This is a genomic window from Deinococcus arcticus (assembly GCF_003028415.1).
In the GTDB taxonomy this organism is placed as follows: domain Bacteria; phylum Deinococcota; class Deinococci; order Deinococcales; family Deinococcaceae; genus Deinococcus; species Deinococcus arcticus.
In genome coordinates this window covers 1-13,458 of record NZ_PYSV01000012.1, presented here as the reverse complement: position 1 = coordinate 13,458, position 13,458 = coordinate 1, and the positions used below count along the sequence as shown (strand labels likewise).

6 protein-coding genes are annotated in these 13,458 nt (G+C 62.7%); 4 read left to right on the top strand and 2 right to left on the bottom strand.

The genetic code is table 11. The features are described from left to right. Positions 1 to 4: 4 nt before the first annotated feature. Positions 5 to 931, bottom strand: coding sequence for a hypothetical protein (locus C8263_RS12455; RefSeq protein WP_107138460.1), 927 nt, complete (start codon positions 929 to 931; stop codon positions 5 to 7). 87 nt (positions 932 to 1,018) lie between these two features. On the opposite strand from C8263_RS12455, the gene C8263_RS12450 reads away from it, so the two are divergent. From C8263_RS12450 to C8263_RS12435, 4 genes are all read left to right on the top strand, one after another. Next, positions 1,019 to 1,207: a helix-turn-helix domain-containing protein gene (locus C8263_RS12450; protein ID WP_107138459.1), complete on the top strand. Its 189-nt coding sequence runs from the start codon at positions 1,019 to 1,021 to the stop codon at positions 1,205 to 1,207. Between the two features lie 2,820 nt (positions 1,208 to 4,027). Further along, positions 4,028 to 5,179 carry a restriction endonuclease-related protein gene (locus tag C8263_RS12445; RefSeq protein WP_107138458.1) on the top strand — a complete coding sequence of 384 codons (1,152 nt, stop codon included), beginning with the start codon at positions 4,028 to 4,030 and terminating at the stop codon, positions 5,177 to 5,179. Then, positions 5,176 to 8,490, top strand: a complete 3,315-nt coding sequence (locus C8263_RS12440; protein WP_408608060.1) for a pPIWI_RE_Z domain-containing protein — start codon at positions 5,176 to 5,178, stop codon at positions 8,488 to 8,490. Before C8263_RS12445 ends, C8263_RS12440 begins: the two co-directional genes overlap by 4 nt. 19 nt (positions 8,491 to 8,509) lie before the next feature. Beyond that, on the top strand, positions 8,510 to 11,389 hold the full coding sequence (locus C8263_RS12435) for an RNaseH domain-containing protein (protein WP_158263795.1): 2,880 nt from the start codon (positions 8,510 to 8,512) through the stop codon (positions 11,387 to 11,389). A 23-nt stretch (positions 11,390 to 11,412) separates the two neighbouring features. Here the strand turns inward: C8263_RS12435 and C8263_RS12430 are convergent, their stop codons facing one another. Continuing rightward, positions 11,413 to 12,504, bottom strand: coding sequence for a hypothetical protein (locus C8263_RS12430; RefSeq protein WP_107138455.1), 1,092 nt, complete (start codon positions 12,502 to 12,504; stop codon positions 11,413 to 11,415). Positions 12,505 to 13,458 lie beyond the last annotated feature (954 nt).

Genomic DNA, 13,458 nt, shown 5'->3' with positions numbered 1-13,458 from the left:
TATGTTAGTCAATATGACTAATGTCGGCAAGTGAGCTGGCTTCCCGTGCTCTCGCGCGGTGCCGCCTAACTGCATCAAGCTTCTGGCACTGCTCGGAACAGAACCTCTGAGAGGGCTGCATGAACCGCACCACACGGCAATCCTGCCGAGCGCAATCACGCAGCAGCACCGAACGCCCTAACCGCTTGTCATGAACCATCATGACTAGGAGCGCCTGAATTCCGAATGGCAGATTAAGCTGCAGGGTGTGGTCCTCCGGTGACAGCCGCAACCGCGGCAATGCCAGGGTCGCGTCACTTTCACCAGCATTTCGCATGGGAACGATCCAGAGCCTGTCCATCTGAATCGAGATTGCCGTTTCCAGATTGTCCATGGGGGAAATACCGGGCGAAGCCAGAAAGCCGCGAATGATTTCTGCCCGCAGCTGCGCTGGGACCGTGTCGAGCAACTCCCGTCCATGCTCACTTTCAGCAGCTTCCTCAGCCCGTTGCAGCTGCGCCTCCTCTGAACCGTCACGCGATGTGGACGAGAGGCGACCCATGGCACGCCCCAGGTCAGCCAGTTGCACTGCGGCGGCGTGCCACATCTCTACGGACTCCTCGTAGAACGCGTTGGATGCCAACCCGTGCCAGGGCAGCGAAGTAAACAACGGGCCCAGTTCCTCTGCCACCCGTACCACGGTGTGTTTAAACCCGTCAGAGCGAGGATCAAGACCGCTCAGGGGTAGCAGGGTGTTCAGGACGGCCGGTAACGGCTTACCCGTCAGCGCCTGACGGTGCCACCGGGCGAACCATTCACGGGCCACCAACCGCTCCTCCCGGTGCACGGGCGCGAAGCGGAGAAGCCCCTTTCCACTCGCATGCGCGGCCTCCACGTACTCGACCGCGAACTCTGCGCTCCAGTGACAAAACATCTGCACGGACTCTGACATGGGCCAGAACCTACCGTGTAATGGTCTACGAAATGGGTGACCATTACACGCTGATGTGGGACGCTATGGGCCACAAGGAGCGTCGCCATGACTGAATTCACCCAGGAGAAGCTCGTCTACAGCCCCAAAGAACTCGAGCCCATGCTGCAACTCTCTAAGAACACCATCAACGCCCTACTGCGTTCGGGGCGGCTACGCAGCGTCCGTGTGGGTCGGCGGTACCTGATTCCACTGGACGCCGTCCAGCAGTTCCTGGCAGGCATCCCTCAATCCTGACCTGAACCCACCTGCCCCGTAGAGACCGACGACCACGTCGGTCTTCTCTTTAACCCATCTTCCGCACGGCTCCACCCGCCCCTTCTGGCGCGTGGCAGGTGGCGTGCTGCCGCTTGGAGTGCTCCGTGACCCTGCTGGCTGAATACGCCACCCATCCTTGGACCTACGGGTTCCAGATCGCCCGGCCCCTGCGCCGGGTGCATGGCTGGCTACCAGACGCGGTCACGGATACCACGGCCAAACGCACCCGCAAAGCGGCGGCCCTGCTGGGGGACGGCGCCGGGGTCCTGCCTCGCTTATGGACATTGCCGGGGCACCAGTTGTTTCATGTCGTACTGCCCCTACCCGGCACCCTGGACTTCTATGCAGAGGCGCACACTGCAGGCCGGGCCGAAATAAAGCACCTGTTCCCCCATGCCCCAACCCTGGCCCAAGTGGCCTACGGGCGCAGCGGGCTGATTCACATTCATGCCCTGGTGGCACTTCCAGAAAGAACGTCCCTGCCAACGACAGGGACGTTCGGCCGTCTGCATGCCGTGGCTGTACGGAAGGTGAGCCACCTGGAGAACCTGGCCCGGTACCTGTCCCGCCCAGCGGATGAACGAGCCGCGCGCCCCAATCGATCAGCGGCCCTGCGATACACCCGTGAGGCATTACAGGCGCAGCGTCTGGACGCCGCAGAGATGTACCTGGAGGGCCGGATGCGCCTCGGACGCCTGCCCCGCAGTCGCTGGCGTCAGAACATCCCGCGCAACCTGTGGGAAGCGCCGCAGCACACCGCGCCAGCACCAGGCGCAGTGCTAGACCCAGCACAAACACAAGGGCCACAAGCCCCAACCTGTCTGCAAAGAGCAACGTTGCTGGGTCTCCCGGTCTGTTCGCCCTTGCCTCAGGTAAAGCACGCTCCGGTTCCGCCTCGGGCCCGGAGCCCACCAGGAATGGACGGGCAGAGGGGTCCAGCCGTTCCCTTCACCCGCCTTGCTGTTCGTCCGCCCAACGGTTCAGCGCCTCCCGCCACACATGACGGCCATGAAGGGGCCACCACAGGAGATCACCTGCTCAATATCCTCCGTCTTTCCAAACTCGCCACGAACCTCTCCCACGGCAGCCTTGTCCAAATGGGAGAGGCTTTAGCACGCCGCGCTGGCACCGGCCTGAGCTTATGGCATCACGCGCGGCTCTTTGTTGTTGCTTTTTCCTCAAGTAGTGATCCATACGGGCGAGCCTGACCACCTGGCAGTCGTTAACTCGACCTCACCAACTCGCGCGTCTGCCCCATCCTCTGAAGGAAACGTATATCTATCCCCAGGGGATAGCCTCCCACCCTATCCCCTACCCCCTATCCCCACCAGCCACCCGACCCTCGGGGATTATTCATGGCGCGTTCCAGGCGACTGGTCAACCTGGGGATGATGGGCGTAGGGATGGTCAATGGTCCATTCCAGGAGCTAACCCCATGGCTCATCCCCACACACCTACTTTTTGACCATCCCCGTCATGGCGCACACCCGCTGGATTCGCCAGATATACGCTGTGATTCTGCTGACTCCTGGGAGCCCAACGGCAAACAATGCCCCTACAGCGAAGAGCCAGACCTTTAGGTCTGCCTTCCCCACCATCTTGCAGAACTTCACGCTGGACAGCATTTGCCAGAGAAGGGCCTTTCAATCATCCATATACATGATCTAAGCCTAGGCACTTTTCTCCTGAAGTGCTCGGTACAGCACCTCGTACTGCGTGTGCGGTTCGCCTAGCCCAATGACCATTCCATGTGGTTCACGGTGCATGGCATCCCAGGCGGCACGAGTGCCCACTGCCAAATCTTGGACACAGAATGGGAGGTTGAACCGGGAACGCACGGTCTCCCATTCAACCTGGCGCAGTTCAATGACCCAGCCGTGTTTGCGGCCACTAGGCTAAGCGGACGCTAGTGGTATTTCTGGCGGTCAACGGGCAGCGAGCCATAGTGAATGTGCTGTATGGCTACCTCGCTTCTGCCCTCGCGGAACTGACGGATGGGGTGGTGTACGCGGATGACAGTGCACGGGATTACGCGCGTTTTACGGCTCGGTCAGCCGAATTCGATACCTGGTTAATGCGTACAGAACACGCGCCGAGCGAGGAGTTCTGCAGGTGAGCGAACAGGACCCAGGCTGGAATCCTCAATGAGTTTTAGCGGTAGGCATTGACCCACTCAGATGCTGCGGCGCTGCTTCGCACATTGTGGACACATTAAATTTGACAATCTACGAACGGGCAACGGCATACGGGATCCCGTATGCCGTAAGCTGCTCTACCTTATGAGCTAAGGGGTTTGGCGTTAAGTACGCGTGGAGCAGGTCTATGTCCACCTGGGCCGAAACGGCATGCCGTTTACGGTAAGCTGGTTGAGGCACATTCGTAACATGGACGCGTGAGCCCTCGCCACACGCTGTGGCCATTAGACAGGCATTACACTGAGACCTTCCGAAAAATCTTTGAGTGGGTGGTGGTCAGGTATTTGCGGTTGCATGTGGTCGGCCCTTTCGTTCAAGTAGCCTCATGACCTCTCTGCACACCACGGCACTTGATGCGGCTTGCCGAGAATAGGCAGCCCCGACCAAGGCCATCACCCAACAACTCTTTGATGCCTACTTCAAGGGCAGCTCACCGCTCCGGACGAGAACACGTAAGTGACTTGATTGTGGTGGCATTTTTCCGCAACCACATCGCACCTAACCTTGTACTACAAGCCATACGTCATTACATCAAACGGATTAATCTGTTCAGTGAAGAATATATGTGCACACCAATGTTATGAACGTAGTGTAAGCTGCCGGTGTGAATGCCGCTTCCACTCACATTGACGGCGAGGAGACCCTCAAGCTCCTGGCCGCCGGCCTCGTCCGGCAGCACCGCGCGTGCGTCAAAGCCGAGGTCTTAGATGCTCGTGGCGCGAACGAGCGCACCCTAACCCCGCTCGCGCTGCTGATGGCGCAGGCGCGCATCTCACGCCTGCAAATCGCTTCTGGGCAGCTCGCGAGCGCGGACAGCCTTCACCGACTTGTAGCGAACTGCATGTTGCCCCTGGGCGAATGGGCCCCAGCGCTTCTGTTAGGCGTGGATGGCGCCTGGCGCGACCTGCGACTTATCGACCCGGAGTTGCGCGTGCCCACCCTGGAGTGTCGCGGCCTCGCCGAGGAAGGCGGCAACGTCGACGACCTACGTGAGAACGTATGGCACGCGAAGGTGCGCGAAGAACTGAAGCGCATCCCACTCGAACGCGTGCGTGACGAGGCATACCGCACCCTGCGGCGCTTTGTCGTCACGCACGCATTGGCCCGCCAGGCCGAACTCGACGCGGCTGTCTCCGCGCTCGACGACCTCACCCTTGGGGCAACCCTGGGGCCACTGCTCGCCGAGATGTACACGCCTGCGCACGCTGGTGAGCACGGCCGTCTGCTGGAACGCTGCGCTGCCTGCGGCAGCCGTGTTGAGGTGCGCGGCGGCGAGCCTCGCTGCGCTTCGGAGCGCTGCCGTGAGCGTGCCCCGGTTCTGAGCGTGCGCGACGTCCTAACCGTGGAGGAAGCATGGTTGCTGAAGCGTGAACTGCTGCTGTTCTGGGCTGAACCCGGCCAGGTGGAGATCGCGCTATTTGACGCGCTGCGCGCCCAGCGTGACGACGTGGAACTCTACCCTCGCCAAGACGAGGTGGATGTGAGTGTCGGCGAGGGCCGTGACGTCGGCATCGACGTAAAGGACTACACCCTGATCCCGCAGCTCGCACGGCGTTTCGACCAAGGCGCCGGTGACCTCGCGCTATACCGCCGCAAGATAGTTGTCGTGACCGACCGCGGTACCCGCGCGCGTGGCCTTGCTCGCCGCCGCCAACTGCAGGAGCTGCTCGATGAACGCGAGCTCGGCATCGAGGTGATGACGGTTCACCAAGCTGTCGACGCCTTCGGGTACCGTGCGCGCACGGGGCGCCAGTGAACGGCACCTGGAGCGGCCCTATGGAACTGCAGTGGGCGTGCCTGCTACTGGAGCAGGTCGGCGAGCGCTCACTAGAGCACCTACCACTAGTAATGAGTGCCTTCGCCGCAGTGGATGACCTACCGCAACTCGCGGAGCAGCAGACTGCGCTGCGTAACCTGCGCTCGCTGCCTCGGCTGCGCAAGCTGCGCAGTAGGGAGAGCGTCTCGGTGGCTGTGCAGCAAGCGCTGCGAGCTGAGGTGAGCGGTGAGTACGAGCTTGCGTACGAGATCAACGCGGGGGACCTCACCTTCGCCCGCAGAGAGACACATATGGCGACCCTCGCGCACCGCGCTGAGCAGCTCGCGCGCCCCTGGCCAGCGGAAACGCACGGCCTTACCCTAGCGCCTGCGAACGAAGAGCTCTTCGTTCGCTTTGAAGACCAGGGTGAGGTACACCTACGCATCCCAGCCAACGAGCTGCCGCCACCGCCTGCGCACCATGAACTCTGCCGTGAGCGCGCCCCGCTGCGCTTTACGATTGACGACTTAGTCGCTACTGGCACGAGTATGGACGTCGCCGACGCGCACGCTGGGCGCCCAGACCGCGACTGGGCCGGCACCATCCGCAAGCTGCGGCTACGGGTGCGCGGCGACGCCGGCTTCACCGACGACCGGGTACTGGACCTCGGCGGACTGCGGCACCTCATCGGCCTGCCCGGCGCCGGCAAGACCACCCTAGTGCAGGTATTGTGCGTGTACCTCGCACGGCATGACCGGCGCGTTGCGGTGTTCGTGCCCGCTATTGAGGTGGCTCGCCAGCAATTGGAGGTACTCGAACGCTACCTCGACCCAGCGGACGTGGCACTGCTCGCCGGGCGCGGCCAGGACACCCATGCCGAGCACGCCGACCGCGTCGCACAGGTAGTCGCCGCGCAGGACGCGGACCTCGGCGGTTTCGGATTGACCGTGGCCGGCGTGGACCGCTTCGCACGCGGTTGCGCGCTGCGCGCATATGCCACCACCGACGAAGAGACTACTTGGCAGCGCTGGGGCCCTGCGCAGCGTCCACCCTGTGAGAACGTGCTGCGACGGGTCACCAGTGAGGGTGGCCGCACGCGCGACGTGGTACACCTGTGCCCACTGTGGTCCCGCTGCGGGCGCGTGCACAACCACGCGCAGCTCGTCACCGCCAGGGTGTGGCTGGGGCACGTAATCAGCAGCACCGCCAGCGTGCCCGCGCACACTAGCGCACGCCGCCTTAGCTATGCAGAGCTACTGCCCGACGCTGTGGATCTTGTGATCGTTGACGAGGCCGACGATGCCCAGGCCAGCCTCGACCGGCAAGCAATGGTGAAGACGCCGCTGTTCGGCAAGGGCGGCCTACACCGCGCCAACCAGCTGCTCAGCGCTGTGTATCTGCCCGCGGTGCACGCGCCGCGCGCCACCACCCGCTATATGGGCGCCGCGCTTGAACTCGAAGGACACGTGCAAGGCATCGTCGACCTGATTCGAGCGCCGCAGTCCGTGGAACTCGCTGGCAAGCTGCTCACCACCCGCGCCTTCGTGGACCACCTCGCAGGGCAGGCGGACGTCACCCTCACCACCGAGGCGCGCAACGCCTTCGCGCAGGTATGGGAGACCGCCGTGCACGACATGATCTTTGGGAGAGACACGCTGCCAGTAGATGCCCCTCGCCTCGCGCTGCAACTCGGTCTAGGCGAGACCGAGTTGCAGCGCGCGAAGAACAATTTGCGCGAAGGCCTGCGCCGCTACCGCGACCAGGAGGACTCTGACGCGGCGCTCGCGCCGCTGCGCCAGGGACTTGCGGAGCTGTTAGGCGTGCCTGACGACGGCCACACCCGATGGGACCACAAGCTGCTGGTGATGGTCTCGCTCGTCGTGGCGTCGTTCAAGAAATTGCGTACCCTCGCCGTGGGCGTAGACCTCTCGTTCAAACACACCTACCTGCCCGACGACGGTGCGCGCGGGCTCGGCCACTTCGCGCCCACCAGTTTGCTCGGAAATTTCGCGGCGCTCAGCTACCTAAAAACAGACCGCATTCAGATTGAGCAGATCATCCTCGGACGCGCCACGCGCCTACTACCCGAACGTCTCGCGCGTGCCGGTGTGAACGTGCTGCTCACCAGCGCCACCTCATACCTGCCGTCCAGCAGCAGCTACCACCTGCACGCCCCGCCCGACTACCTGCTGCTGCCGCAGCGTGAGGGTCGCGACGCGAAGCTCACCCTGCGATTTACGCCGCGTGAACACACCGACGGACGCGCGATCCGCGTGAGCGGCGCCGGCGGCGAGCGCGACGAGCGCCTGCGCCTGGTGATCCGCGAGATGGCCCGCCGTCAAAACCCCGTGAACCCGCTCGGCTCGCAACTCGAGCGTGACCTCGCGCACGTCGCCGCGAACCTTAGTCCTGTCGGACGCCCCCGCAAGGCCGCCCTAGTCGTGAACTCCTACGACCAGGTGCTGGTGGTGCTTGACGCGCTTAAGGTGCATAACCCCAACCTGCACGCGCGCGCTGTCGGCCTGACTCGTGCGCGTGTGCCCGGCCGTAACGACCTGGTACTGCGCGCTGAGATTGAGGCGGCCGCCCAGCGTGACGACCTGTCTGTGCTGGTATTCCCCATGGGCGCGATCGGACGCGGCGTGAATATGGTGCTGGGCGGCTCAGGAGAAGAAAAGGATCTCGCCGCAATCGGCGTTATGTACTTTCTTGTGCGGCCACATCCCACCGTTGGTGACACCACGCTGCTGCACTCGCTGGTAAACCGCGCCACCGAACGCTTTGACCAGCATCGTCTCGGCAACGTCACCCTCGCGGACGCTCGCGCCCAACACCGGCGTGAACGCGCACGCCTCTACCGCACCATCCGCGAACTGCTCGAACGCCCGCAGCAGGCCAGCCAGCTGCCCGGCGACGCGCTTGAGGCGTTCACCGCGAACCTAGTGGTGCCGGTATGGCAGACCATCGGCCGCACCATCCGCGGCGGCGCCGACGCTGAGATCCACTTCGTCGACGCCGCCTGGGCCGGCAACAGCGCCGACGGCAAGGTGGACCGCCCGCGCACCAGCGTGCTCGTTGGCATGCAGCTGCTGCTCGACCGCGACCTGCGCGCCGACGACCCAGCCGCGCGCGAAGTAAGCGAGGCACTGTACGGCAACCTCGTGCAGGCGCTGCGCAGCGTAGAAGGCCTGCGCACCGATAAAGCCGCGTTTGAGGATCATGCCAGTGACTTCACCCCCTTCACGGACGACGGCGAGCCCGGCGAAGAACCCTGGCACGACGGCGAAGGCAATGAAGAGGACTGGGCGTGACGCCCACGAAAGGAGGAGCATGAGCACTCCCGCCACAAAGGACCGCAAGCCCAAGAAAATGTCCCCGCCTATCCTCACCAGGCCGTTCGACCCGAACGCAGCCCTCGCGCCGGGCGTGGCCCAACGCGTGCAAGAGCTTGCCGTGCGACTTGCGGACGGTCTCCCCATGGCATTCACACTCAGCGAAGCGGACGCGAGCATCCCGCCGCACGCTGCCACCGAGGTGTACCTCAACCGAGGTCTCGCCGACGCGCTGAGGGCGGTAGAGGGTCGCCGCAAATCGCAACTTGGCGACGCAGGCGCGCTACCGGTGGCGATGCTGCGCCTGCTGTTGCAACTGGAGGATGCCGACGCGCTGCGCGCCGAAGTGGAGTTATGGAAGGTGACCAACACTGAGTGGCCCGTACCGTTACTGGTCACCGCCGCACCACCAGATGTGGCGGTACGCCACGCCGTGCAGGCGCTCGGCGCTTGGATCATGGGGGTACCTGGGCTCGACGAGGCTGACCGCACCACGCTGTACGAGCGGTTGTCCCGCATGCCTCTGCGCACCGTTACCGACACCTTCCACCCGGCGCGCTGGAATGGGGATAACAAAGGCCACCGCAATCTCGCCGACATGGCCGCCCGCGCCCTGGAAGGACTCGAGCTGTTCCCCGGACGTGGCCCAATACGCCGCGTGGTGTCGCGGGAACTGACCAGCGGCCGGGCAGAACTCACCACGGACCCCTACGTCGCACTCGGCAAAGGCGAGTTGCCGGCAGCGTATGTCGTGCGACTACGCACCAAGACCTACCCCGGGCACCCGCAACCGCTGCTGCTGCTCGAACTGTCCCGCCGACAGTGGACCGACAACGTAAACACCTACCACGGCAAGGTCACCTTGCACGCCTTCCCGCAGGCGACGCCCGCGCGGCCCTGCCCGCCGGTGGTGCAACTCGAAGCCACCCCCCATGCGGTGCGTACCGCCACCGCTGGTGGGGACTATCTCGGCCTGCGCAAGCAGTACCGCACGCTGCCCGAACAGCCGTTCGTAGACAAGCGCCTCGACCCACGCGTGGTGAGTCACACCCCCTGCCCGGTGCTTGCACTCGTGCGCCAGGGGCGCGGCGTGCAGGGTGGCGCCACTGGAGCTCTCGAAGTGGACCGCCTGGTTGCGTTCGCTACCGCTAGCCTCGCGCTCGAAGCGCGCGGTCTCGTGCCATGGCGGGGACTGGCACGCGTGAAGGAACCAGGCCGCAAAGAAGGCCAGGAGATCGAAGAACCCTTCAAATACCTGTTCGCGGACTTCGAACCCACCAGGAAGCAACTCGCCACGGGCACGGGTGCAAAGAAGATTGTCGAGAAGCGTCAAGAGGCAGAGGCGTGGGCAGCCCAGGAGCGCGCCCGCATCGATGCGCACTATGGCGGGCGCTACCGCTTACTGTTGCTCCACGCGCCCGGCCATGATAACGACGCCCGCGAGGCGCAGCACATCCTCGAAACCATCCTGCAAGACCACGTAGAGGTACACCGCGAAGTGATGCCCGAACACACCAGCGGTCCCCGCGCCCAACTACCAGGGAATACGTTGATGCCCGCGCCGCGCGCGGAACTTCGTGTGGCCGCGTGGACGGACTTCCTGCGGCGCCCACGCCCGGCGTGCGACGGCGTCATGCTTGTGGTGCCCAAGGGCGACGGCGATACCGCCAATGACCCGGTAAACAAACGAGCGTCGAAGGTGGCCATACTACGCGCGCTCGGCGTGCACGCCCAGTACCTACGCCCCATGGAGGCCGCGGACGAGCGTGTGGACGGCGAAGTCGATAAGCGCGCGCAGCGCGACCGTAAGCGCCGCTTCGACTTCGTGCGCCGTGCCACACGCGCCTTCCAGGACCTCGCCTGGGAAGCGATCGGCATGCTCGACCCGGTTGAGGACGACAGTGGCCGGCTCTCCTCTGCGCTCGGAGACGCCGACCGTGGATTCGTCACGGCCCTGACGGTGGTGAGCGTTAACAAAAGCAAGAAGCGCAAAAACAAGTCCAGTACGGTGCCTTGCGCGTTGCGTCTCGACCTCGCCACCCAGCGCACTGAGGCTAATCTGCTGCTTGCTGACGGTTCGAGTGGCTGGCTAAATCTACGTGACGCGACCACGCGCCTCCTCGGTAACACCCGCAAGATGAACTTTGACGACCGCAAGGACGCCGCAGATCGCCGGGCGACGCAGGACTTCTTCCAGAGCGTTCTCGACGATTTAAACGGCCGAGTGTCTAGCCGTTCGCCCGAAGTGGTCGTGATCGACGGCGATACCGTGTGCCCCGCATGGCCCGGCCTGTACGACAAGCACCTAAAGCTCGACGACCTGCGCTTTGAGCCGGGCGAACCCGCCCGCAGCCGCCTGCAGCTCGGCTGGGGCGACCTGACCCTCGTACGCCTACGGGCTGCATCCGACCGCTCGCCGAAAGTGCTCACCCTTGGGGAGCGGGAGGTAGAGGTCCTCGGCGTGCGCTTCCCTACGCCGCGTTGGAGCGAGAGCGAGACCTTCCGTCTGATCGGTGGCGGGGCACCCACCTACCTGAACGTAGGGGCTAACAACAACCAAACGGTTCGTGGCATGTCCGGCCATCTAGCCGTGCACAAACACGGCAAGGACAAGGTCACCGCCCTCGAACCGTGGGTGAAGACGTATGCCACCCCTGATCCACTGGAGGTGAACGTCCTCGCGCCTGGACACTTGCCTGAGGAAGCCGTGGTGCATCTATTGTCCAAGCTGCGCCGCCGCTACGCGCACTACGACGGCTGGACGAAGCTCCCCGCACCCATGTCCTTCGCGCACGTTGTGAAGGACTACATCCCCGACTACGACCATGACTTTCAGGACGGCGACGATGAGAGCGTCACCGAGAGCGGAAGTGACTAAAGCACGCCCCACCAGGTAGGAGGTTAGATCAGCTTCACCCAGTCCGCGATGCCCCGTTCAAGGTCCTCCATGTGAAAGTTCCAGTCGAACGGATCGTAGGCAATGAGCCTTGGGTAATGGCCGACGACCGTATGCTCAAGCGCAGCAGCAACCTTCTCCACGAGCGTCCGCGCCTGCGTGAATTCATCAACTGACACTCGGTACGTGTCTCCAGCCTTAATGGGCATCATCCCTACCAGTGAATATGCAGTGGCGCTTCCGCTTTTTAGCTGCATGCTCTTTATGTCACTGATGAACTTGCCGTCGACCTTGCCATAACGATGCGTGATTTTGTGCCGGACCTGCGCGGCTCGCTTGAGTGCCAAGCGCTCATCATCTAATAGCGTGAATTGGTGCCAATTCAGCAAAATGCCAAGGACATGGTCCAGGGTGAACGCTCGTTCGGAGCTCTCAATGAGCGTGTTCAACAAGTGGTCAGCCAGCTGAGCAGGATTACCAAGATGCGGCAATAGGTCCCCATAGGTAAACTCGTGTGCCAAATTTTTGTTGAGTTTCTTGCTGACCTCGGTAGGGTAGAGAACCAGCATCAGCTTGCACACGTCAATGACGTAGTTTTCCAGGATGTTGATCAGATTCGCATAGTACAGTTGACGCTGTGACTGCATTACGTGGACAAAGGCACCATCAAGATCTCGGATAGCATCTCGCTCCAACTCAAGCTCATGGAGGTGGAGGTAAGCCTCTTCTGGCGGGGATGCAGATATTCGGGCTTCAATCTTCTTGGCTCGGTCACTAAGTTGCTTGCGTCGGAGCAAATAGGAGCTATGCGTGAACTCAAGCGACTTGACGTTCGTGAAGAGCTCAGTCACGAATGCCAGGTAAGGCTTGGTATGGCTGTCGGCCTGCAGGAGGGCGTCTGCCTCAGCAGCTCTTTCCTGCAGGTAAGCCTCGTACTCTGGATCAACCTGAGCATCTGCCCAGGCAGCATCTTCCGCACTCACATTAGCGTGCGCGTCCAGTTCGCGCTCAGTGTTGAACGGGTCGGACGAGCCGCCGATTTCCGCAGTTGTGTTGGTGGGCGCGGTCAGCAGGTCATTTGAGTCTGGTGCGTCCATCGGCCTAAATTACCACTGGGACATGTAACCCGCTGCTGCTACTTAGAGCGCCTCACAAAAGCGTTGGTGCTTGAACGTGATCAGGCAGCAGGCGTGAACGCCAGTTGGATGTCTGCCATCACCTCGTGCCGCACCCGCAGCTGAGGGTATCGGCTGAACCACCCTCACGTCCGCTCCGTCAACCTGCGGTATCTTCCCCATCGTTCTCTGGACTCCTGACCCCGGTGCGCAATCCACACTTGATGCCGCGATGACGACACGCCCGGCGGTACTGGGGAATAGCGTGCACCTTGTCCGCATACCTTCGGTCCAGGCGTCAGCGGGGACGACTATGCCGCACGTTGCGAACGTGCGGCACCCAGTCAGGGTCCAAACAGCATGCTGTCCTACCCGTTGGCCAGCAAGATTAGCACTGCCAGTGATCTTCCCAGGACGCCTACGCTCCATGACATTGTCTGCCCAGCCGGCAGGCGGCCCACACATGCGCGGGGTGATTCGAGTGGATTCACCCGAGCTATCTAGTCGAGGAACACCTCGTGAAATCGGTTGAGTACCCCCTCTTCATGCCCATCGGATCGTTGTTGCCTGCAGGTCATTCCGCTGCCACATCCCAACTCATGACGGCCATACTCCCAGCCAATTTGCGTCGTCAGCATGTATAGGATGCCGTCCAGAGCCCCTCACTCCAGTATCCTGGATCGGCCGCCTTTGATCTTCGGGACGTCAGGTGGGAGCAGCGTAGGGGTCAGCCGCCACAGCTCGTTACTGAACACTGACGTGGACATGCTTCACCCTGCGCCCCTAACCTGAGGTTTTGACAGGCGTTATTAGAGCATTTGTCATAAAGACACTGATGGATGAACATGTTTGAACCAGCCGTGAATATCACTCGGTGTGACGGCATCCAGTGCGGCAAACACCGCCTGAAGCAGTTCGTCCACCTGTCGGCAGTCC

Bases quoted from the DNA above. Each gene is read 5' to 3' on its own strand.
- C8263_RS12430 (WP_107138455.1), bottom strand. From the start codon at position 12,504: ATGGACGCACCAGACTCAAATGACCTGCTGACCGCGCCCACCAACACA.
- C8263_RS12450 (WP_107138459.1), top strand. From the start codon at position 1,019: ATGACTGAATTCACCCAGGAGAAGCTCGTCTACAGCCCCAAAGAACTC.
- C8263_RS12455 (WP_107138460.1), bottom strand. From the start codon at position 931: ATGTCAGAGTCCGTGCAGATGTTTTGTCACTGGAGCGCAGAGTTCGCG.
- C8263_RS12435 (WP_158263795.1), top strand. From the start codon at position 8,510: ATGAGCACTCCCGCCACAAAGGACCGCAAGCCCAAGAAAATGTCCCCG.